Raw genomic sequence first — 24,519 nt, 5'->3', positions numbered from 1 at the left:
ACGCCACCGGGGTGCTCGGGCCTTTCCAGGCCATTGGCGGCGAGTCTGTACAGTGATTGGCCCAGACAGCATGGCCAATCCGGGGAGAGTGGCATGGCCGACGCGCATCGGATCCCGCCGGCGGCGGCCAGGACGGACCGCAGCGGCCGGACCCTGGGGAGCCGGCAGCTCGCCGCCCTGCTGCCCGACCCCGCGGAGGCACGGCCCGCCTACCGTCATCTGGCCCGGGCGATGGGCGCGTTGATCCTGGACGGACGGATCGCGCTGCACGTCAGGCTCCCCGCCGAACGGGAACTGGCCACCGCCCTGAACACCAGCAGGGCCACCGTCACCGCCATGTACGACCTGCTGCGCGAGAGCGGCTATGCGCGCAGCCGCCAGGGCTCCGGCACCTGGACGGCCCTCCCCGAAGGCCGTACCCCCAGCCGCGTCACACGAGCCCTCGGCCCGCCGGACACGGCAATCGACCTGTCCATGGCCGCCCCCGGACTGCCGGAGCAGGTACTCAGCGACGCGCTCGCCCGGGTCGCCCCCCAGCTGGCCGAGCACGCGCCCACGCCCGGCTACCACCCGTACGGCCTGCCCGAACTCCGCGCCGCCATCGCCGAGCGGTTCACCCGGCGGGGGCTGGCCACCATGCCCGACCAGATCCTGGTGACCTCCGGCGCTCAGCACGCGCTCACGCTGATCCTGGGGCTCCTGTGCGGACCCGGCGACCGGGTCGTGGTCGAGAATCCGTCCTACCCGAACGCACTGGACGCGATGCGCCGCGCCCGCCTCCGCACCGCCTCGGTCCCGGTGACCGAAACCGGCTGGGACATCGAGATCATCGAATCGACCCTGCGCCAGGTGGTGCCCCAACTCGCCTATTTGATCCCGGACTTCCACAATCCGACGGGCTGCCTCATGCCCGACCACGAGCGCGTCCGCATCCTGCGCGCCGCCCAGCGCTCCGGCACCTGGCTGGTCATCGACGAGACCCTGGCCGACCTCGCCCTCGACGTCCCCGCCGCACCGCCCTTCGCCTCCCACGCCGCACCCGGCGGGAGCGGCCAGGTCATCACCATCGGCTCGATGAGCAAGACCCACTGGGGCGGCCTGCGCATCGGCTGGCTGCGCGCCCCCTCGCAGCTGGTCACCGAACTCGCCGGCCAGCGGGTCGCCGCCGACATGGGCGGCTCGGTCCTGGACCAGCTCCTGGCCCTCGACCTCCTGGCGCGACTGGAGGAACTGCTGCCGTCCCGCCTGGACCAGCTGCGCACCCAACGCGCCGCGCTGGCCGCCGCACTGACCGAACACCTCCCGCAGTGGACCTGGCAACTGCCGCCCGGCGGCCTGTCCCTGTGGGCCGACATGGGCGAGCCCATCGCCTCCCCACTGACCGAACGGGCGCTGGACTACGGCGTACGGATCGAGGGCGGCGCCCACTTCGCCAGCGACCCCGGCGTCTTCGAACAGCGCCTCCGCATCCCGTACACCACCCCGCCCGACGCCCTGCGCGAGGCCGTACACCGCATGGCCACCGCCCTCGCCGACGGCCTCCCCTCCTCCGCCGCCACCCGCCGGCCGCACTGGGTCGCCTGAGCGGCTACGGGTTGTCCACAACCCGTCACGGAGGGGAGTGGGTCCGCGTAGCGTGCGGGGGAACGGGGTTGCGCCGGGCAACCTGCAAGCAGCGGCGGTGAGTTATGCCTCCTCGGAAAGATCCCGACGCTTCGATGAGCGTCCCGTGTTTCTACGGCGCCGAGTTGCGCTACCTGAGAGAAGCAGCGGGACTGACGCTGGAACAGTTGGTGGAGGGCAGCTTCCGCGGCCTCTCGTTCCTCAGCCAGATCGAGCGGGGCGAGCGGGCGATGCCGATGGATCTGGCCGTCCACGTCGACAACGTGCTGGGGACGAACGGCTTTTTCGAGCGCCGGTGCGAAGACGCACAGAAGGCGCGCAAGGGCGGGCATGCGGAGTACTTCGCGGACGTCCTGGAGATGGAGCAGCGCGCGGAGACCATCGAGGAGTGGGCGCCGATGCTCGTTCCCGGTCTGCTGCAGACGCCGGATTACACCCGCACCGTCGTACGGACCGGAATGCCTCGGGCATCGGACGAAGAGGTCGAAAAACGGGTTGCCGCCCGAATGTCTCGCGCGGCAGTCTTCGAGGGTGAGAACGCCCCGAAGTTCTGGGCGATCCTTGATGAGTCACTGATCCGCCGTCGGACTCTCCCGAACGAGCAGATGGCGGCACTGCTGGAGCACATCGCGGAGGTGGTCGAGACCACGCACTCCATTCTGCAGATCCTCCCGGAATCCGATGGCATCCACGCATTCATGACGGGTGAGCTGCGGGTCATGGACTTCGTCGACGCGGCTCCAGTGGTGTACGCGGAGAGCCTGCACACCGGCCAACTCATCGACTATCCACCGCTCGTGAAGCAGTACCGGGAGTCGTACGATCTGCTCAGGGCCGCTGCACTGCCACCTGCGACGTCCCTGACTCTGATCAAAGAAGCGGCAGAGGACTACCGAAATGGCAAGCACAGGGCTCGACTTGAGTAATGCGTTCTGGCGCAAGAGCAGCTACAGCAACGCCACCGGCGGCAACTGCATCGAGGTAGCCGAGGGTTTCCTCGGGGCCGCCACCTGGCGCAAGAGCAGCTACAGCAATGCTGAGGGCGGCGAATGCATCGAGGTCCGCGACGACCTCCCCGGCCTCGTCCCCGTCCGCGACAGCAAGGACCCGCACGGGCCGGTGCTCGTCATCCCGGCCGACGGCTGGTCGGCGTTCGTGTCGGCCGTCAAGGACGTTGACCCGCACGGCGCCTGACCGGCGCTCCGCACTCCGCACTCCGCACATACGGGAACGGCCCCCGCACCAGGGGGGGCCGTTCCGTGCGCCGACGGGCGGGGCCGAATCAGACGGCCTCCACCACCGGCATCCGCTCCGCGGCCGCCGCCGCATCCGCATCCGCGTCCGTTCCCGGGGCCTCCGGCGACTTGGCCGCCGGGCCGCCCCGCAGCGGGATCTCCTTGAGGAACCAGGCCGCCGCGAAGCCGATGACGCTGATCACCGCGCCCCACAGGAAGACCTGGTGGGAGCCGCTGGCCACCGCGTGCGCATACGCGTCCTTGATCGGCGGGGGGAGCTTGGACAGGTTCTTCGGGTCCATCTGGGCGCCGCCGCCGGTCATCTTCCCGCCGGCCTTGCCGAGCCGTTCGACCATCGTCGCCGTCACCTGGTTGGTGAAGATCGCGCCGAGGATCGCGACGCCGAAGGAGCCGCCGATCGTACGGAAGAGGGTGGCCGACGAGGAGCCGACGCCCAGGTCCTTCATCTCGACGCTGTTCTGCGCGACCAGCATCGTGGTCTGCATCAGGAAGCCCATACCGGCGCCCAGCACGATCATGTACAGGCTGGAGGTGAGCCGGGTGGTCTCGGTGTCCATCAGGGACAGCAGCGCCAGCCCGGCCGTGAGCAGCGCCCCGCCGCCGACGACGAAGATCTTGTACTTGCCGGTCTGGGTGGTCACCCGGCCCGCGATCAGCGAGACCACCAGCAGGCCGCCCATCAGCGGCAGGAGCAGCAGCCCCGAGTTGGTGGCCGAGGCGCCCTGCACGCTCTGCTGGAACAGCGGCAGGAAGGTCATCGACCCGAACATCACGAAGCCGACCAGGAAGCCGATGACGGTGATGAGCGAGAAGTTGCCGTTGCGGAAGATGTGCAGCGGCAGCACCGGCTCGCTGACCTTGCGCTCCACGAAGACGAAGGCCACCAGCGCGACGACGCCGACCGCGCCGAGGCCGAGGATCTGCCCGGAGAGCCAGTCGTACTCGGTCCCGCCCCAGGTGGTGATCAGCACGAGCGCGGTGATGCCGATGGTCAGCAGCGCCGAGCCCAGATAGTCGATCCGGCCGCGGGCCCGCTTCTTGGGCAGATGCAGTACGGCGGTGACCATGGCGAGCGCGATCGCGCCGAGCGGCAGGTTGATGTAGAAGGTCCAGCGCCAGCCGAGGTGGTCGGTGATGGTGCCGCCGACCAGCGGACCGCCGACCATCGCGACGGCCATGACGCCGGCCATCATGCCCTGGTACTTGCCGCGCTCCCGCGGCGGAATCAGATCGCCGATGATCGCCATCACGCCGACCATCAGACCGCCCGCGCCCAGGCCCTGGACGGCGCGGAAGCCGATCAGCTGGCTCATGTCCTGGGCCATGCCGGACAGCGCGGAGCCGATCAGGAAGAGGACGATGGACGTCAGGAAGGCGCCCTTGCGTCCGTACATGTCGCCGAGCTTGCCCCAGATCGGGGTCGACGCGGCGGTGGCGAGCGTGTACGCGGTGACCACCCAGGACAGGTGGTCCATGCCGCCCAGCTCGCCGACGATGGTGGGCATCGCCGTACCCACGATCATGTTGTCCAGCATCGCGAGCAGCATCGCGATCATCAGCGCGAACAGCACGACCCGCACGCTGGCGGGCCGCTTCCCCCCGTCCGCCGCGCTGGGTATTGCTGCCTGTTTGTCCCCCGCTGGGGCCGCTTTCTGCGACATCCCCGTCCTCACTCCCGTACTCCTACTTACTTGCCGCCCGGCTAGTTCAGTACAGTGGGAAAGGTAAGCGGCTAACTAGCCGGGCGTCAAGTAAGTTTCTTTGGCACCCCTCCGGGCAGCCCTCCGACCAGCGACAACCACGCAGCAACCACGCAGGAGAACTCCATGAGCACACCGCACACGCGCCGGGGGAACACCCGCCAGCGCATTCAGGACGTCGCTCTGGGACTGTTCTCCGAGCAGGGCTACGAGAAGACCTCGCTGCGCGAGATCGCCGAGCAGCTCGAGGTCACCAAGGCGGCGCTGTACTACCACTTCAAGACCAAGGAAGACATCGTCATCAGCCTGTTCGAGGACCTGCGCGGTCCGATCGACGAGCTGATCGCCTGGGCCGGGACGCAGCCCCGCACCGCCGCCACCAAGCAGGAAGTGATCCGCCGCTACAGCGAATCGCTGCGCAACGCCGAACCCCTCTTCCGCTTCATGCAGGAAAACCAGGCGACCGTACGGGACCTCGCCATCGGCGACACCTTCAAGGAGCGCATGCACGCCCTCTTCGGTCTGCTCAGGGAGCCCGATGCGGAGCTGACGGATCAGGTGCGCTGCATCACGGCGCTGTTCTCCATCCACGCGGGCATGTTCGCGATGCAGAGCCTCGAAGGCGACCCCGAGGAGAAGCGCAAGGCCATCCTCGAGGTCGCCACAGAACTGGTCACGGCGGCAAACCCGCCGAACCGCCGGCCAGTCCGGCCGGATTCAGCTCAGACGGAATCGCCGTGAGCCCGCAGGAATCCGGTCGGCTCGACGCCCGTCCCGTAGTCGGGACCGGTGCGGACCTCGAAGTGCAGGTGCGGGCCGGTGGAGTTACCGGTGCTGCCGGAGAGCCCGATCTGCTGGCCCGTGACGACCTGCTGGCCGACCTGAACCTGAATCTGTGAGAGGTGCGCGTACTGGGTGTACGTGCCGTTCTCATGCTGGATCACGACGGCGTTGCCGTACGCCGGGCCGTCGCCGCCGCCCCAGGGGCCGGCCTTGACCACGGTGCCGTGATGCACGGCGTGGACCTGGGTGCCGGTCGGCACGACGAAGTCCTGGCCACTGTGCTTGTGCGACCAGTGGCTGCCGGCGATGCCGAACGGCTCGCCCAGCGTGTACGCGTCGACCGGCTTGACCCAGGCCTCGGCCTTCTTGGCCGCGTCCTTCCGGGCCTGCACGGCCTTCGCCTTGGCCTTCGCCGCGGCCACCTTCGCGTCCTTGACGGCCTTGGCCTGCGCGGCGGCCTGGTTGCTGACCGTGGTGCCGATGTTCGAGGACAGGCTCATCAGACCCGACTCGGCGGCGTTGGCGACACCGGCGCCCAGCGCGGCGGCTATACCGAGACCGCCGGCCACAACGGCGACGCGATTGCGCAGCACGGACTTCTTCGCGGAGTTCTTGGAATTACGAATGGCGGTGAACTTGGACATGCGGGTTTTCCTCCAGCGATCTGGAATCAAGAATTGATTGGCTTCTCCCGGCTGCGGACCGGGTTGGCCATTCATTGGTAACCCGCATTCGACGACCCGCCAAGCGGCCCCTGCTACTACCCGATCTCGTATCAGGACAGGTGTAATTCAGGCCATTGCGAGGCGACGGAACCCGCCCTCCGACGGCGCCATGGCACCCCAACAGAGCATCTGACCTGGGCTTTCCCTCAGGCCGCAACTACCGCCGGTCACCGGCCGCTCCATACGGCAAACCCCCGGTCGCGCGGCCGGACCGCTCCCCTAATTCCTCTAGTAGGCCGCAAATACCGTGTGCGCCATGTCACCGCCGAATAAGATCCACGGCTTTCTTTGTGACCTGGGCAACGTGACGCGGGTTACCTGAAATCCCGAGAATTACGCGAATTGCCCACCCGTGCGCCCCCGGACGCGTAGCCTGGCTGCGACGACATCAGCAGCCACGGGGGAGGCCGCCCGCACGATGGAACCGTCAGCACTCGGCATACGGCTCGCCTCGAGCGTGGTCGCGCCCCTCGTGAAGCAGCTGTTCGTCAAGGAGGGGCCGGGCGCCGGGCTCGCCTCCGGGCCCGTACGGATTTCCGGCCTGGTGTCCTTCAAAGGCGAGAAACGCACCCTCACCGCCAAAGACCTGCACAAACTCGCGGCGGAGCTGGTGTCCAGGTCCTTACGCACCGCCCGCCCCGGCGAGCGCCCGTTCCCCGAGGACGAGGAAACGGCCGTGGCCGATGCCCTGGCCACCACACTGAGCGGCCTCGGCGAACTCGCCATGGACGACGTACAGGCCGTCCTCCTCGGCCACAGCGTCCTCGCGGACCACCTGATGGCCGCCGCCCCGCACGCCACCCGCGGCCTCACCCGGGACGCCGAGCTGCTCCACCACACCCTGCTCGGCACGGCCTGCCTGCACATCGTGCACTTCTTCACCCAGCGGTCGACGTTCGTGGCCCGCACCCTCGTCGAGCAGAGCCGGAGCCTGGACGGCGCGATCGCCAAGATCGACTCCTTGCTCGCGGGCCATCCGTCGCCGCGCACCGCCGACACCGCCTTCGAGCGGAGCTATCTCACCTACATCGCCCGCAAGCACAGCCGGCTGACCATCTACGGCATCGATCTGGCCCACTCCCCGGACCGCTGGCCGCTGGACTCCGCCTATCTGAGCCTCGGCGCGACGGCCGGGCGGACGCCGCTGACCAGGGACATCACCGGCGTCGACGCTCTTCAGGGCCCCCCGCCCCGGCCCCCGCAACCCGCCGACCAGGCCCTCGCCGACTTCGACCGGGTCCTGCTGCGCGGCGTCGCCGGCTCCGGCAAGAGCACCCTCATCCAGTGGCTGGCCGTCTCCTGCGCCAAGGACCCCGCCGACACCCCCCTCCCCCACCTCCACGGCCGCATCCCCTTCGTCCTCCCCTTACGCACCCTCACCCGCTCCGGCGCCGCCCTGCCCACCCCCGACCGCTTCCTGTCCGCCGTCGGCTGCCCGGTCTCCGGCGCCCAGCCCGACGGCTGGGCCGAGCGCGTCCTGACCTCCGGCCGCGGCCTCCTCCTGGTCGACGGCCTGGACGAGATCCCCGAGGGCGAGCGCCGGCCCGCCCGCAACTGGCTGCGCGACCTGCTGGACGCGTTCCCGGACAACCTCTGGCTCGTCACCACCCGCCCCTCCGCCGTACGCGAGGACTGGCTCGCCGCCGACGGCTTCGACGAGCTGACGCTGACGCCGATGGGCCGCGAGGAAGTGACCGCGTTCATCGGCCGCTGGCACGCAGCGGCGCGGGAGGACGCCGACGACACCGACCGCCTCGACGCGTACGAGCAGTCCCTGCTCACCGCCGTCCGCACCAAACAGGACCTCGGCCAGCTGGCCACCAACCCCCTCATGTGCGGGCTGATCTGCGCGCTCCACCGCGACCGGCGCGGCTATCTCCCGCACGGGCGCAAGGAGTTGTACGACGCCGCGCTGGGGATGCTGCTCTCCCGCCGCGACCGGGAACGGGACATGGGCGCGCCCACCGGCATCGAACTGGCCGACGAGCCGCAGGTGCAGCTGCTGCAGCGGCTCGCCTACTGGCTGATCCGCAACGGCCGCACGGAACTGGTCCGCGAACGGGCGGAGCGGATCATCGGCGACGCGCTGCCGTCGGTGCCCGCGGCGGCGGCACAGGGCAACTCCGCGGCCGTCTTCCGTCACCTGCTGCTGCGCTGCGGGCTGCTACGCGAACCCACCCCCGGGGCGGTCGACTTCATCCACCGCACCTTCCAGGACTACCTGGGAGCCAGGGCCGCCGTCGAGGAGGGCGACTTCGGACTGCTGGTGGAGCACTCCGTCGACTCCCAGTGGGAAGACGTGATCCGGATGGCGGTGGCACACGCCAGGCCACGCGAACGCGCGGAGATCCTGCGGGCGATGATCGCCCACGGCGACGGCATCCGCAGCACCCGCACCCGCCTGCGCGTCCATCTGCTCGCCGTGGCCTGCCTGGAACACGCCACCGAGCTGGATCCGGCCGTACGGGAAGAGGTGCAGGCACGCGCGAAGTCGATCCTGCCGCCGCGCAGCCGCGAGGAATCGGAGCTGCTCGCCGAGGTGGGACCGCTGGCCCTGGAGCTGCTGCCGGGGCCGGAGGGCCTGGACGACGACGAGGCGAGGGAGGTGGTGGCGACCGCCGCGCGGATCGGCTCGCCCGCCGCTCAGGAAGTGGTGAAGGCGTTCCGGGAGCACCCCTCCCCCAACGTGCGATTCCAAATGGCGCTCTCCTGGCCGTCGTTCGACACGGAAAGCTATGCCGAGGAGGTCCTCCGGCATCTACCGCACCACGAGCAGCTCACCGTCACCACCCCCGCCGAGATGGCCGCCCTCAAGACCCTCGGCGAACGGCCGTCCCTCAGCGTCACGGGCCCCGTGACCGCTCGGGCGCTCCTCGACGGCCTGAACCGGCGGTCCCTCACGCGCCTGACCCTCATGGACAACCCGGAGATGAACGACCTCGGCTTCCTCCGGGAGTTCCGGGCGCTGGAATCGCTGAACCTCCAGAACTGCCCCGCGGTGGAGAGCGTTTCCGCGCTCGCGGACCTGCCCCTGCGGCAGCTGTCCGTCAGCGGTGGCGAATCCAGCGGGGTGCGCATCCCGCGGGGAATCGACCGCCTGCGCCACCTCGACAACCTGCTGCTCAGCGCCCCGCTCCCACCGGAAGCCCTGACGCTCCTCCCCGCGGACGCCCCGCTCAAGACGCTGATCCTGTGGCACCCGGTCGGCTCCGACTTCACCCACGTAGCGTCCTGGCCCTACGTGACACACCTCCAACTGCGCCGAATGGCCGACGACTTCACCGGTGATCAATGGCGCGCCCTCGCCGGCCTCGCCACGCTGGAGAGTCTTTCGCTCGGTCTGGAAACCGGAGGCAGCGGACCGCACGTTCCGCCTGGCCTTCAGCTCCCGCAGGTGAACGAACTCAGCCTCCTCAACACACACCACCGCCCCGTCCCCGAACTGCTCCGCATCCTGCACACCGTCCTCCCGGCCTTCCCCCACCTGCGGAAGCTCCAGCTGTACGGCATGACCGGCGACCCCATCACCCTCCCCCCTCTGGCCGCCCTCCCCGACCTCCGGGAGATCTACCTCTCCTACCTCCACCCCACCAACCCCGGCTCGCTCCCACCCCACATCAGCCTCACCCTCTACCCGCGCCCCCGCACCTGACCACAGCCACTACGGGGAACCCCATGGAGCCCACCCACATCACCCCCCACACCACCGACCCCGACTCCACCTTCGAAAGCCACTACGCCCACTCCACCGCCACCACCCACAACCACCTCACCATCTTCGGCATCGACCTCGCCCACTCCCCCGACAGCTGGCCCCTGGACGCCGCCTACCTGGGCCTCCAGTGCGAGCCGGACCCGGCCACCCAGTCCGCGGGCGACGAGCCCCCGACCCCCGCCGAACAGGCCCTCGCCGACCGCCCCCGCATCCTCATCCGCGGCGTCGCCGGCTCCGGCAAGACGACCCTCCTCCAGTGGCTGACCGTCGCCACCGCCCGCGACGAGCTGCCCGAAGCCCTCGCCGGGCTCCGCGGCCGGGTGCCCTTCCTGCTGCCCGTACGCCGCTTCGCCCGCGACGGCTTCCCCGAACCGGCCGCCTTCCTGGCCGCCACCGGCTCCCCCGACGCGGCCACCCAGCCACCCGGCTGGGCCGAGCGCGTCCTGAGCCAGGGCCGCGCCCTCCTCCTCATCGACGGGATCGACGAAGCGCCCGAGAGCGCCCGCGAGGAGGTGCGCGAACGCCTCCGCGACTGGACCGCCCGCTACCCGGGCACGGTCTGCGTCGTCACCTCCCGCCCCTCCGCCGTACCGGACAACTGGCTCGCCGCCGAGGGCTTCACCGAGCTCTCCCTGGCGCCCATGAGCCGGGAGGACGTCGCCGCGTTCATCCAGCGCTGGCACCGGGCCGCCGCCCAGCAGAACCCCGCCGACCTCGACCGGCTCGGGCACTACGAGCACACGCTGCTCAACGCCGTACGCATCACCCGCGACCTGGGCCGGCTCGCCACCAATCCGCTGATGTGCGGGCTGCTGTGCGCCCTGCACCGCGACCGGCGCGGATATCTGCCCAACGGGCGCAAGGACCTCTACGACGCCGCGCTGTCGATGCTGCTGGAGCGCCGCGACCGGGAGCGGGCGATGGTGGCCACCGACGGCGTCGAGCTGACCCGGCAGCCCAAGATCCAGCTGCTGCAGAAGCTCGCCCACTGGATGCTGATCAACGGGCGTTCGGAGATGGACCGGGACACCGCCATCGCGACCCTCGCCGAGCATCTGCCGGCCATACCCGACGCCGCCCGCCAAGGCGGCCCCGAAGAGGTCTTCCGCCATCTCCTCAACCGCACCGGACTGCTGCGCGAGCCGACCCCCGGCACCGTCGACTTCGTCCACCGCACCTTCCAGGACTATCTCTCCGCGCGCGCGACCGTCCAGCGGCACGACTTCGCGCTGCTCCTCGACCACGCCCACCACGACGCCTGGGAGGACGTCATACGGATGGCCGTGGCCCTGGCCCGGCCCGACGAGTGCGCGGCGCTCCTGGACGGCCTGCTGGCCCCGCACGCGGCCGTCCGGGCGGCCGAGGCCCGGCACCGCAAGCTGCTGGCGGCCGCCTGCCTGGAACACGCCACCGAGCTGGACCCGGCGGTCCGGGCGCGCGTGCAGCGCTTCACCCGGGACATGGTGCGGCCCGGCACCCCGTCCGCGGCCCGCGCCCTGGGCTGGATCGGGCCGATCGTCCTGGAAATGCTCCCCGACCCCGCCCACGCCTCCGACGACGAGGCGTATCTCCTCGCCATCACCGCCACCTCCATCGCGGACGACATGGCGATCGACTATCTGGCGGGGCTGCGCGACCACCCGCACCACGCCGTACGGGCGCAGCTCGCCGGGGCCTGGCGGCATTACGACACCGCCCGCTACGCCCGCGAGATCATCGCCCATCTGGAACCGGCCGAGCTGTATTTCCCGGTGGCGGATATCGGGGAATTGCATGCGCTGCGCCGGCTGGGCGGCCGTCCGCATCTGCGGATCTCCGGGCACTTCACGCCGGACCAGCTGATCGAGGGCATCGCCCCGGCCGACGGCCTCACCCGCCTCTGGCTCGCCTATGACCTGGGCGTCTCCATGGAGTGGCTGTCGGCCTTCCCCAAGCTGGACACCCTCCAGATCGGCCGCCGCATCCCCCCGGTAACGGGCGTCCCCGACGGCATCCGCGTCCTCCAGCTCTAGCCGCCCTCGACGCCGACGCACCGGAGCCGACCGGCCGGCGCTGGTAGCTCGGCGGACCGGCGGACCAACTAACTGGCTGACCGGAAGACCGGCCGACCGGCCGAGCCTCTCCCGCCCCCTCAATCACGTTGCGCCCAACGGGAATAACTATCCGTCACCCCGACGTTGTGGACCCGCAGGGGGCGTCCGTGTCCCCTAGGGGATCCGTTCGCCCACCCCCTAGTGGCCCCGCCTCCCCTACCCCCCACCCCCACCCACCGCCCGCTCAACGAAAACTGCCCCGGAACCGCAAGCGGTTCCGGGGCAGTTCCCGTATGACGTTTCCGTCCGACGTTCCCGTCGGACGGGGCGCCTTACGCGTCCTTGCTCAGGTTCGGGCCCGAGCCGCCGGTGGCGGACTCGATCGGCGGGGCGTCGGGCAGCGCCGACTTCTCCTCGCCGCGGAAGGTGAACTTGGCGGTGTCACCCTCGCCCTCGACGTCGACGACCACGATGTGGCCCGGACGCAGCTCGCTGAAGAGGATCTTCTCCGAGAGGGCGTCCTCGATCTCGCGCTGGATCGTGCGGCGCAGCGGACGGGCGCCGAGCACCGGGTCGTACCCGCGCTTGGCCAGCAGCGACTTGGCCTCGCCGCTGAGCTCGATGCCCATGTCGCGGTCCTTGAGCCGCTCGTCCACCTTGGCGATCATGAGGTCGACGATCTGGATGATGTCTTCCTCGGTCAGCTGGTGGAAGACGACGGTGTCGTCGACACGGTTGAGGAACTCGGGGCGGAAGTGCTGCTTGAGCTCTTCGTTGACCTTGTTCTTCATCCGCTCGTAGCTGGACTTCGTGTCGCCCTGGGCCGCGAAGCCGAGGTTGAAGCCCTTGGAGATGTCCCGCGTGCCGAGGTTGGTCGTCATGATGATGACCGTGTTCTTGAAGTCCACGACCCGGCCTTGGGAGTCGGTCAGGCGACCGTCCTCCAGGATCTGCAACAGGGAGTTGAAGATGTCCGGGTGGGCCTTCTCGACCTCGTCGAAGAGCACGACGGAGAACGGCTTGCGGCGCACCTTCTCGGTGAGTTGGCCGCCCTCTTCGTAGCCGACGTAACCGGGAGGCGAACCGAACAGCCGCGAGACCGTGTGCTTCTCGCTGAACTCCGACATGTCGAGGGAGATCAGCGCGTCCTCGTCACCGAAAAGGAATTCGGCGAGCGTCTTGGACAGCTCCGTCTTACCGACACCGGACGGGCCCGCGAAGATGAACGAACCGCCGGGGCGCTTCGGGTCCTTCAGGCCGGCACGGGTACGGCGGATGGCCTGGGAGAGCGCCTTGATGGCGTCCTTCTGGCCGATGACGCGCTTGTGGAGCTCGTCCTCCATGCGCAGCAGGCGGCTCGACTCCTCCTCGGTCAGCTTGAAGACCGGGATGCCCGTCGCCGTCGCCAGGACCTCGGCGATCAGCTCCTCATCCACCTCGGCGACGACGTCCATGTCGCCGGCCTTCCACTCCTTCTCCCGCTTGGTCTTCGCGGCCAGGAGCTGCTTCTCCTTGTCGCGCAGGCCCGCGGCCATCTCGAAGTCCTGCGAATCGATCGCGGACTCCTTCTCCCGGCGCACATCGGCGATCTTCTCGTCGAATTCGCGCAGGTCCGGCGGAGCGGTCATGCGGCGGATCCGCATGCGGGAGCCGGCCTCGTCGATCAGGTCGATCGCCTTGTCCGGCAGGAAGCGGTCGGAGATGTAGCGGTCGGCCAGAGTGGCCGCCGCGACCAGGGCGGAGTCCGTGATGGAGACGCGGTGGTGCGCCTCGTAGCGGTCCCGCAGGCCCTTGAGGATCTCGATGGTGTGGGGCAGCGACGGCTCCGCGACCTGGATCGGCTGGAAGCGGCGCTCGAGGGCCGCGTCCTTCTCCAGGTGCTTGCGGTACTCGTCGAGCGTCGTGGCACCGATGGTCTGCAGCTCGCCTCGCGCCAGCATGGGCTTGAGGATGCTGGCGGCGTCGATCGCGCCCTCGGCGGCGCCCGCACCCACCAGGGTGTGGAGCTCGTCGATGAACAGGATGATGTCGCCGCGGGTGCGGATCTCCTTGAGGACCTTCTTCAGGCGTTCCTCGAAGTCACCGCGGTAGCGGGAGCCGGCGACCAGGGCGCCGAGGTCGAGGGTGTAGAGGTGCTTGTCCTTGAGGGTCTCGGGCACCTCGCCCTTGACGATGGCCTGCGCCAGTCCTTCGACGACCGCCGTCTTGCCGACGCCGGGCTCGCCGATGAGGACCGGGTTGTTCTTCGTACGGCGGGAGAGCACCTGCATGACCCGCTCGATTTCCTTCTCGCGCCCGATGACCGGGTCGAGCTTGGTCTCGCGAGCGGCCTGCGTGAGGTTGCGGCCGAACTGGTCCAGGACGAGCGACGTCGAGGGCGTGCCCTCGGCGGGGCCGCCTGCCGTGGCGGCTTCCTTGCCCTGGTAGCCGGAGAGCAGCTGGATGACCTGCTGCCGCACCCGGTTGAGATCGGCGCCCAGCTTCACCAGGACCTGGGCTGCGACGCCCTCGCCCTCGCGGATCAGGCCGAGCAGGATGTGCTCCGTACCGATGTAGTTGTGGCCGAGCTGGAGGGCCTCGCGGAGCGACAGCTCCAGGACCTTCTTGGCACGGGGGGTGAAGGGGATGTGCCCGGACGGAGCCTGCTGGCCCTGCCCGATGATCTCCTCCACCTGCTGGCGGACCGCCTCGAGCGAAATCCCGAGGCTCTCCAGGGCCTTAGCGGCGACACCCTCACCCTCATGGATCAGGCCCAGGAGGATGTGCTCGGTGCCGATGTAGTTGTGGTTGAGCATCCGGGCTTCTTCCTGAGCCAGGACGACAACCCGCCGCGCGCGGTCGGTGAACCTCTCGAACATCGTTAATCGCTCCTCAGAGCGGTCAGAAAGATCGGGGACGATCCCCTCCCTGTCCTTCCGCATGCTAGTCCCGCGGGGCGGGACAGCTCATTCCAACTGCCGACACCCGTCCGGATCACCCCCGCTCCGGCGGGGAAATTTACTGCCGAACAGCTGACATCTGCTCCAACTCGATGGTGCGAGACGATGTTCCCGCAGGCCAGGCATATACGCTCTTCGCCACTACGCCCGTGGCGAACGCGCCGCTTGCCGACACGCCCGCCGCATCCCGCCATCAACCGGAGCAGAGCGCCTTGAGCGCCGGTCACACGGTCTCTTCCCACTGTGACTGTCTTACCCGCTGCCACTGACACTCCATGCAGCGCGGGCCGCTTCCATCCGCTACGGGCGAACATCCACGCGCCGCCGGATGCGCCGCCGCACGCCGGTCCGGCTACGGTACGTATCCATACTTCGACCCAGCGTAACTTCCTGGGTTTCGGGGAGTTGCACCGGATATGGCCCGCGCGCTTCCGCGACCCCGCAGCCCTCTTGCCGCCGTCCGCCGGTGGTACGAGGAAGAGATGAGCTGGCCGACCACCGGCACGGAGCCGGTGGAGCTGCTGGTGGGGCAGCGCTTCGACGTCCTGGAGATGCCGGCGGACGCGGGGCGGGCCGTACTGCGGCGGCTGCCGGGTACGGGTCCGGTCGCACTGTTGCGGGCCGGGCGCGACGGAAATCGCCGCATTGAACGGCCGAAATTGCTCATGCTCATCGCGGCCGGCGGCGCCGAGGAACTCCCGGAAATCCTGGAATGGCTCGAGTGGGGTGCGCTCGCACCGGATCTCGGTGCACGCGGGGCCGGAGAGCGGATGCCCGCACCGGCCGTCCCCACGTACTCCGCTGCCGGAGAACCGTCATCGCGGGGATTCGGCGCTCGGGAGGCCGCAGGATGGTTGCGACCTCCCCGGCCGGGGCGCGCGGCGGAGAATTCCCTGCCCACCACGGGGATCGGAGCAGGAATCGGAGACGTTGGGGGCGCCCCCGACCTCATTCGGCTGGTGAGCGCGGCGGCAACGGAGTGCCACCGTGCCCGGTTGCTGCGTGCTCGTAAAGGCCAATCGGATCGCGCTGACGGCGATCAGCCGTTGGCCTTCTCAAATGCCTCGCGAATGTCGGCGGGGACGCGGCCACGGTCATTCACGTTGTAGCCGTTCTCCTTCGCCCAGGCGCGGATCTTCGCGGTGTCCCCGGAGCCGCCGGCGGAAGCGGCACGCGCCTTGCCACGGCCCGCAGCGCGCCCACCCGTACGACGGCCGGCCTTCACGAAGTCAGCGAGCGACTCACGAAGCTTCTCGGCGTTGGCGACGGTGAGGTCGATCTCGTAGGACTTGCCGTCGAGAGAGAACGTCACGGTCTCGTCGGCCTCGCCGCCGTCGAGGTCGTCGACAAGAAGAACCTGAACCTTCTGTGCCACCGGTTTCCCTTTCATCGAATGTGGATTACGACGGAAAGCAAACCGCTTTTCCGGGAAAAACACAAACCCTTGGGTAGGGTTCACTTGCCCGCAGAGCGGGGAACACATGCTTCCGTACCCATGAGATAGGGGAGCGATTCGGACATAGAACACTGATCACAGGTGCAGAAGCATCCGGCTGTTACCCAGGGTGTTGGGCTTCACTCGTTCGAGCCCGAGGAACTCGGCAACGCCCTCGTCATAGGAACGCAGCAGCTCGCTGTAGACATCACCGTCTACCGGAGTCTCGCCGATCTCCACGAAGCCGTGCTTGGTGAAGAAGTCGACTTCGAAGGTGAGACAGAAAATGCGCCGCACTCCGAGCCAGCGCGCGGTGCTCAGCAGCTTGGCGAGGACTTGGTGGCCCACTCCCGAGCCCTTGAGCTGCGGATCCACCGCCAGTGTGCGCACTTCGGCCAGGTCTTCCCACATCACATGGAGTGCACCGCAGCCGACGACCTCGGCGTCTTCATCGCGCTCGGCGACCCAGAACTCCTGGATGTCCTCGTAAAGCGTGACGGTGGCTTTGTCGAGCAGGATGCCGTCTCGTGAGTAGGAGTCGATGAGACGGCGTACCGCCGGGACATCGCTGGTCCGGGCACGACGGACGGTGAGGCCTTTTGAATGCACGGGCATGCCGGGACGCTATCGCCCCGCCTCCGTGGTGCCCGCCTCGGGTTCATCGCCTTCGCCGGATGCGCGTTCTTGCGCCGCTTGCGGTGCTTGTTCCGTTCCGGCTTGAGAGGGCTGTTCCGATCCCGCTTCCGATGCCGCTTCCGTTCCCGCTTCCGGCGCCTGTTCAGGAGCGGTCCGTTCGGTGCGCTCGGTGCTCTCGGGATCGTCGATCTGCACCATCCGTACGGCATCGCGCAGAGCATGCCGTTGTTCCGGCGACATCATGTCGAAGAAGGCCACAAGAGCGGCCGCGGGGTTGTCACTCGCGGACCACGCTTCGTTCATCAGTGCGGCCGAGTAGGCGGCACGAGTGGAGACCGCCTCATATCGATAGGCGCGGCCTTCTGCTTCGCGGCGGACCCAGCCCTTCTGATGAAGGTTGTCCAATACGGTCATGACCGTCGTGTAGGCGATCGACCGTTCCTTCTGGAGATCTTCCAGGACTTCTCGAACGGTGACCGGGCGGTTCCACTCCCAGACCCGCGTCATCACCGCGTCTTCCAGATCACCCAATGGTCTCGGCACACAAGAACAATAGTGGGAGATGTCGTGAATGCCGGTTGATCTCGTTGCGTTTGGGCCGGAAAAAGGAGGTACGGCCCGAGACGGTCATTCCCGGGCCGTACCGTGCGCGCACACCGCCGAATAGGCGGCGGGGCGGTCAGACGCCGTGCGCCTTGGGCTCCGAAGCGGACTCCGCGCGGGCCAGCAGGGCGTCCGCGGCGGCGTCCTCCTTGGCCTTGTTGGGGCCGCCCTGGCTCTTGACGATCGTCACGATCAGCGCGGTGAAGGCCACGGCCATCACTACGGGCGGGGTCAGCGCTGCGAGGTAATCCATGGCGTATGGCCTCCTTTGGGGCGTGAGATTCCAGAGTACGCAGCGCTCAGGCGGTGCGGGTCTCGGGGGGCGGGGCGGGCTTGCGGCGGGGCGGGAAGACCTCGCCGGGAGTCGGGATCGGGCGGTCCGGGCGCGGGGAACCGGGCGCGGGCCGCGGGGCGGGCTGCGGCCGCCGCTTGGGCTCGGCCGCAGGTTCGGGCTCCGGCTCGGACTCCGGCGCACGCTCCGGCTCGTGCGCCGCGCGCCCGCCGGGCAGGGCGCGCAGCCGGGCCCGCACGGAGCGCTCGGCCAGCTGCTCGCAGTGGCGCAGCAAGGTGGCGCGGCGCTCGCCCTCGGCGGCTCCGGTGCGCCGCGCGACGAGGGAGCGCAGGGCGGCGAGGTCGGCGGGGCCGGGGACGTAGCCGGCCGTCAGCGCCTCCTTGAGGTGGGCGAGGTAGCCGGCGGCCGAACCGGGCAGGGTCTCGCGGTAGCGGGCGAGGTCGGCGAGCAGGAAGGCGCGCAGCCGGCCGCCTTCGCGGACCGCCTCGTCCACCGCCTCGGCCAGCCGGAGGTATTCCTGGATGTCCTCCGGCCACTGGAGGGCGGTGCCGAGCGGGACGGCGCGGTCCACCAAAGTGGCTGACTGCAGGGCATGGGCGAGAGCGCGACGGAGCACGCGCAGCTCATCGGCGCTGAACGTCATGCCGCCGCGGGATCCGTTTGGCATAGGCATGCGGCGACTTTACGACCGTTTCGGACAAAAGCCGCTTAATTCGCGCACGATGGCGCGGCTGGCCGTACCGGAACGAACTCCTCGGGCCCCGGCAATGCCCGGCGTCAGAACCGGGCGGGGTCCGACGTCAGGACCGGAGCCAGATGCGTCAGGACCGGGCGATGTTCCGCTCGTACACCAGCCGCAGGCCGATCAGGGTGAGCCAGGGCTCGTGTGCGTCGATCACCGAGGACTCGCCGAGCACCATCGGGGCCAGGCCCCCGGTGGCGATCACCGTCACCTCGTCCGGGTCATCGGCCAGCTCCCGCGCCATCCGCTGCACCACGCCGTCCACCTGGCCCGCGAAGCCGTAGAGGATGCCGGACTGCATCGCCTCGACGGTGTTCTTGCCGATGACGCTGCGCGGCCGGGCCAGCTCGATCTTGCGGAGCTGGGCGCCCTTGACGCCCAGCGCGTCCACCGAGATCTCGATGCCCGGCGCGATCACGCCGCCGACGTATTCGCCGCGCGCGCTGACCGCGTCGAAGGTGGTGGCCGTACCGAAGTCCACGACGATCGCCGGGCCTCCGTAGAGCTCGACGGCCGCCAGGGAGTTGATGATCCGGTCGGCGCCGACCTCCTTGGGGTTGTCCATGAGGACCGGCACGCCCGTCTTCACGCCGGGTTCGACGAGGACGGCCGGGACGTCGCCGTAATAGCGGCGGGTGACCTCGCGCAGCTCGTGCAGCACGGAGGGGACGGTGGAGCAGATGGAGATGCCCTCGATGCCGTCGCCCAGATCGTCGCCGAGGAGGGGGTGCATGCCCATCAGGCCCTGGAGGAGCACGGCCAGCTCGTCGGCGGTGCGGCGGGCGTCGGTGGAGATCCGCCAGTGCTCGACGATCTCCTCGCCGTCGAAGAGGCCGAGGACGGTGTGTGTGTTGCCGACGTCGATGGTGAGCAGCATGGCGGTCAGCGGCCCTCGTCCTGGTTGCCGTCCGCGGCCTCGCCGTCGTCCTCGCGCAGGTCAAGGCCGATGTCGAGGATCGGGGAGGAGTGGGTGAGCGCGCCGACGGCCAGGTAGTCGATGCCGGTGTCCGCGTAGGTGCGGGCGTTGGCGAGGGTCAGGCGGCCGGAGGACTCCAGCATCGCGCGGCCCGCGACCAGCTCCACGGCCTCCTTGGTCTGCTCCGGCGTGAAGTTGTCGAGGAGGACGAGATCGGCGCCCTCGGCGAGGATCGGCGGGATCTGGTCGATCCGGTCGACCTCCACCTCGATGGCCAGACCCGGGAACTCCTCCCGTACGGCCTTGAACGCCGCGGCCACGCCGCCGGCGGCGACGACATGGTTGTCCTTGATCAGCGCCGCGTCCGACAGCGACATCCGGTGGTTGACGCCGCCGCCGCAGCGCACCGCGAACTTCTCCAGGGCGCGCAGTCCGGGCGTCGTCTTCCGGGTGTCGCGGACCTTGGCCTTGGTGCCCTCCAGGACGTCCGCCCAGGCGCGGGTGGCGGTCGCGATGCCCGACAGCCGGCACAGGAGGTTCAGCGCGCTGCGCTCGGCGGTGAGCAGGTCGCGGGTGCGCGTCGTGACGGAGAGCAGCTTCGTGCCGGCCTCGACCCGGTCGCCGTCCTCGACGTGCCGCTCGACCGCGAACTCGTCGGTGCACACGATGGACAGCACCGCCTCGGCGATCCGCAGCCCGGCGACCGTACCGGCCTCGCGGGCCGTGAAGTCGCCGGTGGCGACCGCGTCTTCGGGGATGGTGGCCACGGTGGTGACGTCCACGCCCTGGTCGAGGTCCTCCTCGACGGCCATGTGCGCGATGTCCTCGACCTGTACGGGGTCGAGGCCGGCGGCCACCAGGAGCGCGGCCAGGTCGGGGTCGAGGCCACAGCTCAGCGGGTCCAGCTCGTACGAGCCGTCGTCGCCGCCGGCGCAGCCGCAGGCATCGCCGCAGCCGCCGCCGGTGGGGGCGCCGTTGGAGGGCCCACCGATCTGGAGGAGGGGGAGGTCGTTGGGGGTGCTGCTCACGGGTTCGGCTCCGTTTCGGGCTGGGTGGCGGGGAAGTCGGCGGTGTCCGTGGCGCGGTGGACCAGGGTGTGCGGCGGACGGTGGGTGGTCAGGGCGTGGCGCTGCCAGGACGCGTCGTCCCGGTCGGGGTGGTCCTCGCGCCAGTGGCAGCCGCGGGTCTCCTCGCGCCTGCCGGCACTGGCGACCAGCACCCGCGCGACCAGCAGAAGGTTCGTGGCCTCCCATGCTTCCACGCCGGGCTCGGCCGCCTTGCCCTCATCGGACTCGGTGCGGACCCGTTCGGTCATCCGGTTGAGCGCGACGGAGGCCTCCGCCAGGCTCGCCTCGGACCGCAGGACGCCGGCGCCCCTGGTCATGATCCGCTGGATCTCGAAGCGCGCCTCGGGCGGCAGCAGCGGCACAGGAGACCCGGCGGGCAGCCGGTGTTCCCCGGGCTGCCGCACGGGGTGCGCGGCGATGTCCTCGGCGATGCGCTCCGCGAACACCAGCCCCTCCAGGAGGGAGTTGGAGGCCAGGCGGTTGGCTCCGTGGACGCCGGTGCAGGCGACCTCGCCGCAGGCGTAGAGGCCGGGCACGGTGGTGCGCCCTTGCAGGTCCGTACGGACGCCACCGGAGGCGTGGTGGGCGGCCGGGGCGACCGGGATCGGCTCGGTGACGGGGTCGATGCCGTGGGCGCGGCAGGCGGCGAGGATGGTCGGGAAGCGGTGTTCCCACATCTCGGCGCCGAAGTGCCGGGCGTCCAAGTACATGTGATCGACGCCCTGTTCGTGCGCCTGCCGCGTGATCGCCTTGGCGACGATGTCGCGCGGCGCCAGCTCGGCCAGTTCGTGCTGCCCGACCATGAAGCGGGTGCCGTCGGCGTCGACCAGGTGAGCACCCTCGCCCCGTACCGCCTCGGAGATCAGCGGCTGCTGGCCCTCCGCGTCCGGCCCCAAGTACAGGACGGTGGGGTGGAATTGGACGAATTCGAGGTCGGAGACCTCGGCTCCGGCGCGCAGCGCCAGCGCCACGCCGTCGCCGGTGGAGACAGGCGGGTTGGTGGTGGCGGAGAAGACCTGCCCCATGCCCCCGGTGGCGAGGACCACCGCCGGGGCGTGCACCGCACCGACCCCGTCGTGCTGCCCTTCCCCCATGACGTGCAGGGTGACGCCGGAGGCATTGCCGTCGGCGTCGGTGAGCAGGTCGAGGACGAGGGCGTTCTCAATGGTGCGCAGCCCGGCGTCGCGGACCGCCTCGACCAGGGCGCGGGAGACCTCGGCCCCGGTGGCGTCGCCGCCCGCATGGATGATGCGGCGGCGGTGGTGGCCGCCCTCACGGGTGAGCGCTATCTCGTCGCTGCCGGGGGCGGTGTCGAAGCGGGCGCCGGCGGCGATCAGCCGGTGCACGGCGTCCGGCCCTTCGGTGACCAGGGCCCGTACCGCCGGCTCGTCGCACAGCCCGGCGCCCGCGACGAGGGTGTCGGCCAGGTGCTGCTCGGGGGTGTCGCCGTCGCCGAGGGCCGCGGCGATGCCGCCCTGGGCCCAGCGGGTGGAGCCGTCGTCGAGCCGGGCCTTGGTGACGACGACCGTGCGGCGGCCGGCGGCGGCGCAGCGCAGGGCCGCGGTCAGCCCGGCCACCCCGGAGCCCACCACGACGACGTCCGCGTCGATGGACCAGCCCGGGGCGGGAGCGGTCAGGCGTATGCCGGGGGCTGGGGCGGTGCCGGGGGCTATCGCCTGGCCGGGGCTGGTTCCTGTGGCGGTCATCGGGGCGCTCCGAGGGGGCCTTGGGGAGTGGTGGTGGGGCGTGGGGGCATGGTCGCGGCGGGGCCGTCGGCGGCTGCGCCGGTCCCGGCGGCGGCCGCGTGGTGCGGCGCTGCGGGGGCGTCCGCCGCGCCTCCCGCCGGGCGGAACACGAGGCGGATGTTGTCGATGAGGCGGGTGGTGCCGACCCTGGCGGCGACCGCGAGGACCGCCTCGCCCTCGTACGCGTCCGCGACCTCGGTGAAGTCCGACGGATCGACCAGCGCCAGGTAGTCCAGCTCGAGCGGCGGGTCCAGGTGAGCCGCGTCCGTCAGGACCGCACCGGCCGCGGCGCGGGCCACGGACGGGCCGTGCGGCGGGCCGGCGGCGGCATAGGCGACGGCGTGCGCGTCCGCGGCGGCCCGGTCCTCACCGAGGGCGGCCAGCGCCGCGGCACGGTCCTGTACGGGGTGACCGGCGGAGGCGGCGCGGGCGCGCAGCGCCTCTTCCGCCGCGAGCCGGTCGCGGGCCGCGAACAGCGCGGCGGACAGCGCGAGCGCGGTGCGGCGTTCGGGCGCGGAGAGGTAACGGTTGCGGCTGGAGAGGGCCAGGCCGTCGTCCTCGCGGACCGTCGGCACGCCCACGATCCGGACGGGGAAGTTCAGATCGGCGGCCATCCGCGTGATGACGGCCAGCTGCTGGGCGTCCTTCTCCCCGTAGAAGGCGATGTCGGGCGCCGTCAGGTGCAGCAGCTTGGCGACGACGGTGAGCACGCCGTCGAAGTGGCCGGGGCGGCTGGCGCCTTCCAGGAGGGTGGCCATCGGGCCCGCGGCGATCCTGATCTGCGGCTCGCCGCCCGGGTAAACCTCGTCGGCGGACGGTGCGAACACCACGTCCGCGCCCGCCTCGGCGGCCAGCGCCACATCCGCGTCCAGGGTGCGGGGGTAGCGGTCCAGGTCCTCGCCCGCCCCGAACTGCAGCGGATTGACGAAGACCGTGACCACGACCTGCCCCTCCGCGCCGACCCTCTCCCGGGCGGTGCGGATCAGGGTGGCGTGCCCCTCGTGCAGCGCGCCCATGGTCATGACGACGGCGCGGGGGCCGGTGCGCCGGGGGAGATCGCGGAGGGCGGCGGCGGTGTGGAGGAGGTGGGTGGACGGGGGCGAGGGGGTCATCGGTCGCCTCCGGCGGGGCCGTTGTTGTCGGGGTGGGGGCCGTTGTCGGGGCCGGTTTCCGAACCCTCGTCGGGGCCGTCGCCGGGGCCGTTGCCGGGCCGGTCCGGCGCGGGCCCGGCGAGCACGACGAGCAGGTCCTCGGCCAGTTCCGGCTTGAGCAGGCCGTGGGCGAGCGCCCGGTCCGCGGTCGTACGGGCCATCGCCAGATACCCGGCGACGCTTCCCGGGGCGTGCCGGCGCAGCTCCGCGACGTGCGCGGCGACCGTACCCGCGTCTCCGCGCGCGACCGGCCCGGTCAGGGCGGCGTCGCCCGAGCGCAGCGCGTTGTCCAGGGCCGCGCCGAGCAGCGGGCCGAGCATCCGGTCCGGGGCCGCGACACCCGCGGTGCGCAGCAGCTCCATCGACTGCGCCACGAGGGTGACCAGGTGGTTCGCGCCGATGGCGAGCGCCGCGTGGTAGAGCGGACGGGCCGACTCCGCGATCCACTCGGGCTCCCCGCCCATCTCGATGACCAGCGCCTCGGCCGCCATCCGCAGCTCGTCGGGCGCGGTCACCCCGAACGAGCACCCGGCCAGCCGCTGGACGTCCACAGAGGTGCCGGTGAACGTCATGGCGGGGTGCAGCGCGAGGGGCAGCGCGCCGGCGCGGGTGGCCGGGTCGAGCACGGCCGCGCCGTACCGCCCGGAGGTGTGCACCAGCAGCTGGCCCGGCCGTACGGCACCGGTCTCGGCGAGGCCGCGCACCAGGCCGGCGAGGGCGTCGTCGGGGACGGTCAGCAGCACGAGGTCGGCGCGGGCGAGCACCTCGGCCGGGGTGACCAGTGGGACGTCGGGCAGCAGGTCGGCGGCGCGGCGTACGGAGGCGTCGGAGACCCCCGATACGGCGACCGGGCGATGCCCGGCGAGCTGCAACGACGCGGCGAGGGCGGGCCCGACACGGCCCGCGCCGACGACTCCGACGGTGAGCCGGGCGGGGCGGTCCTGGGCCTCGAGGGGTGGGATTGCATTCACGCGGCGATGGCCTTCCGTTCCAGTCCGCGGGGGGTACCGGACGATTCCTCGCCATGCTACGCGAGTGTTTCCGGCCGCCTGGAGGGCCGCACGAAGGATGAGACGGGTCCCACTCCGCACACCGCCCAGCGGGTTATCCACAACTTTATCCACAGGGGTCGCGGGCCCGCGAGGATCTACGCCATGA

20 protein-coding genes are annotated in these 24,519 nt (G+C 70.5%); 7 read left to right on the top strand and 13 right to left on the bottom strand.

Annotation, left to right across the window (positions count from 1 at the left end):
* Window positions 1–93: 93 nt before the first annotated feature.
* The 3 genes from ACIRPT_RS14860 to ACIRPT_RS14850 all read left to right on the top strand — a co-directional run bounded on the left by ACIRPT_RS14860 (window position 94) and on the right by ACIRPT_RS14850 (window position 2,817).
* Window positions 94–1,584, top strand: a complete 1,491-nt coding sequence (locus ACIRPT_RS14860; RefSeq protein WP_403826993.1) for a PLP-dependent aminotransferase family protein — start codon at window positions 94–96, stop codon at window positions 1,582–1,584.
* A 104-nt stretch (window positions 1,585–1,688) separates the two neighbouring features.
* Window positions 1,689–2,549, top strand: a complete 861-nt coding sequence (locus ACIRPT_RS14855; protein ID WP_403826991.1) for a helix-turn-helix domain-containing protein — start codon at window positions 1,689–1,691, stop codon at window positions 2,547–2,549.
* Window positions 2,521–2,817, top strand: a complete 297-nt coding sequence (locus tag ACIRPT_RS14850; RefSeq protein WP_403826989.1) for a DUF397 domain-containing protein — start codon at window positions 2,521–2,523, stop codon at window positions 2,815–2,817. Before ACIRPT_RS14855 ends, ACIRPT_RS14850 begins: the two co-directional genes overlap by 29 nt.
* Before the next feature lie 88 nt (window positions 2,818–2,905).
* Here the strand turns inward: ACIRPT_RS14850 and ACIRPT_RS14845 are convergent, their stop codons facing one another.
* Window positions 2,906–4,540, bottom strand: coding sequence for an MDR family MFS transporter (locus tag ACIRPT_RS14845; protein WP_403826987.1), 1,635 nt, complete (start codon window positions 4,538–4,540; stop codon window positions 2,906–2,908).
* A gap of 165 nt (window positions 4,541–4,705) precedes the next feature.
* Here ACIRPT_RS14845 and ACIRPT_RS14840 point away from each other — a divergent pair, with 165 nt between their 5' ends.
* Window positions 4,706–5,320, top strand: coding sequence for a TetR/AcrR family transcriptional regulator (locus ACIRPT_RS14840; RefSeq protein WP_403498785.1), 615 nt, complete (start codon window positions 4,706–4,708; stop codon window positions 5,318–5,320).
* On the opposite strand, the gene ACIRPT_RS14835 is transcribed toward ACIRPT_RS14840, so the two are convergent.
* Window positions 5,302–6,006, bottom strand: a complete 705-nt coding sequence (locus tag ACIRPT_RS14835; protein ID WP_403826985.1) for a M23 family metallopeptidase — start codon at window positions 6,004–6,006, stop codon at window positions 5,302–5,304. The genes ACIRPT_RS14840 and ACIRPT_RS14835 overlap by 19 nt on opposite strands.
* Window positions 6,007–6,505: 499 nt before the next feature.
* Here ACIRPT_RS14835 and ACIRPT_RS14830 point away from each other — a divergent pair, with 499 nt between their 5' ends.
* Window positions 6,506–9,739: an NACHT domain-containing protein gene (locus ACIRPT_RS14830; protein ID WP_403826983.1), complete on the top strand. Its 3,234-nt coding sequence runs from the start codon at window positions 6,506–6,508 to the stop codon at window positions 9,737–9,739.
* 23 nt (window positions 9,740–9,762) lie between these two features.
* Window positions 9,763–11,814 carry an NACHT domain-containing protein gene (locus ACIRPT_RS14825; RefSeq protein WP_403826981.1) on the top strand — a complete coding sequence of 684 codons (2,052 nt, stop codon included), beginning with the start codon at window positions 9,763–9,765 and terminating at the stop codon, window positions 11,812–11,814.
* A gap of 353 nt (window positions 11,815–12,167) precedes the next feature.
* Here the strand turns inward: ACIRPT_RS14825 and ACIRPT_RS14820 are convergent, their stop codons facing one another.
* Window positions 12,168–14,693 carry an ATP-dependent Clp protease ATP-binding subunit gene (locus tag ACIRPT_RS14820; protein ID WP_403498792.1) on the bottom strand — a complete coding sequence of 842 codons (2,526 nt, stop codon included), beginning with the start codon at window positions 14,691–14,693 and terminating at the stop codon, window positions 12,168–12,170.
* Window positions 14,694–15,190: 497 nt separating this feature from the next.
* Here ACIRPT_RS14820 and ACIRPT_RS14815 point away from each other — a divergent pair, with 497 nt between their 5' ends.
* Window positions 15,191–15,883, top strand: coding sequence for an SCO3374 family protein (locus ACIRPT_RS14815; protein ID WP_403826979.1), 693 nt, complete (start codon window positions 15,191–15,193; stop codon window positions 15,881–15,883).
* On the opposite strand, the gene ACIRPT_RS14810 is transcribed toward ACIRPT_RS14815, so the two are convergent.
* From ACIRPT_RS14810 to ACIRPT_RS14765, 10 genes are all read right to left on the bottom strand, one after another.
* A complete protein-coding gene (locus ACIRPT_RS14810) occupies window positions 15,814–16,149 on the bottom strand; it encodes an Lsr2 family protein (protein ID WP_403500581.1) in 336 nt (111 codons plus the stop codon). The two genes, ACIRPT_RS14815 and ACIRPT_RS14810, sit on opposite strands and share 70 nt — an antisense overlap.
* Before the next feature lie 156 nt (window positions 16,150–16,305).
* A complete protein-coding gene (locus ACIRPT_RS14805) occupies window positions 16,306–16,824 on the bottom strand; it encodes an amino-acid N-acetyltransferase (protein WP_403826977.1) in 519 nt (172 codons plus the stop codon).
* Between the two features lie 9 nt (window positions 16,825–16,833).
* Complete coding sequence (locus ACIRPT_RS14800; RefSeq protein ID WP_403827100.1) at window positions 16,834–17,352, bottom strand: BlaI/MecI/CopY family transcriptional regulator; 519 nt, start codon at window positions 17,350–17,352, stop codon at window positions 16,834–16,836.
* 172 nt (window positions 17,353–17,524) lie between these two features.
* Window positions 17,525–17,701: a hypothetical protein gene (locus ACIRPT_RS14795; protein ID WP_403826975.1), complete on the bottom strand. Its 177-nt coding sequence runs from the start codon at window positions 17,699–17,701 to the stop codon at window positions 17,525–17,527.
* A gap of 46 nt (window positions 17,702–17,747) precedes the next feature.
* Window positions 17,748–18,413 carry a hypothetical protein gene (locus tag ACIRPT_RS14790; RefSeq protein WP_403826973.1) on the bottom strand — a complete coding sequence of 222 codons (666 nt, stop codon included), beginning with the start codon at window positions 18,411–18,413 and terminating at the stop codon, window positions 17,748–17,750.
* 148 nt (window positions 18,414–18,561) lie between these two features.
* Window positions 18,562–19,359, bottom strand: coding sequence for a type III pantothenate kinase (locus tag ACIRPT_RS14785; RefSeq protein ID WP_403498800.1), 798 nt, complete (start codon window positions 19,357–19,359; stop codon window positions 18,562–18,564).
* 5 nt (window positions 19,360–19,364) lie between these two features.
* Window positions 19,365–20,426 carry a carboxylating nicotinate-nucleotide diphosphorylase gene (gene nadC, locus ACIRPT_RS14780; protein ID WP_403826971.1) on the bottom strand — a complete coding sequence of 354 codons (1,062 nt, stop codon included), beginning with the start codon at window positions 20,424–20,426 and terminating at the stop codon, window positions 19,365–19,367.
* Window positions 20,423–22,171, bottom strand: coding sequence for an L-aspartate oxidase (locus ACIRPT_RS14775; protein WP_403826969.1), 1,749 nt, complete (start codon window positions 22,169–22,171; stop codon window positions 20,423–20,425). Before ACIRPT_RS14775 ends, nadC begins: the two co-directional genes overlap by 4 nt.
* Window positions 22,168–23,322 carry a pantoate--beta-alanine ligase gene (gene panC / locus ACIRPT_RS14770; RefSeq protein ID WP_403826967.1) on the bottom strand — a complete coding sequence of 385 codons (1,155 nt, stop codon included), beginning with the start codon at window positions 23,320–23,322 and terminating at the stop codon, window positions 22,168–22,170. The genes ACIRPT_RS14775 and panC overlap by 4 nt, the downstream gene beginning before the upstream one ends.
* On the bottom strand, window positions 23,319–24,332 hold the full coding sequence (locus ACIRPT_RS14765; protein ID WP_403826965.1) for a Rossmann-like and DUF2520 domain-containing protein: 1,014 nt from the start codon (window positions 24,330–24,332) through the stop codon (window positions 23,319–23,321). Before ACIRPT_RS14765 ends, panC begins: the two co-directional genes overlap by 4 nt.
* Between the last annotated feature and the right edge of the window lie 187 nt (window positions 24,333–24,519).

Origin of the sequence: Streptomyces sp. NPDC101227, assembly GCF_044767545.1 — a bacterium.
Lineage (GTDB): Bacteria > Actinomycetota > Actinomycetes > Streptomycetales > Streptomycetaceae > Streptomyces.
The sequence above is the reverse complement of the archived record's forward strand: the minus strand, read 5'-3'. Positions and strand labels throughout refer to the sequence as shown.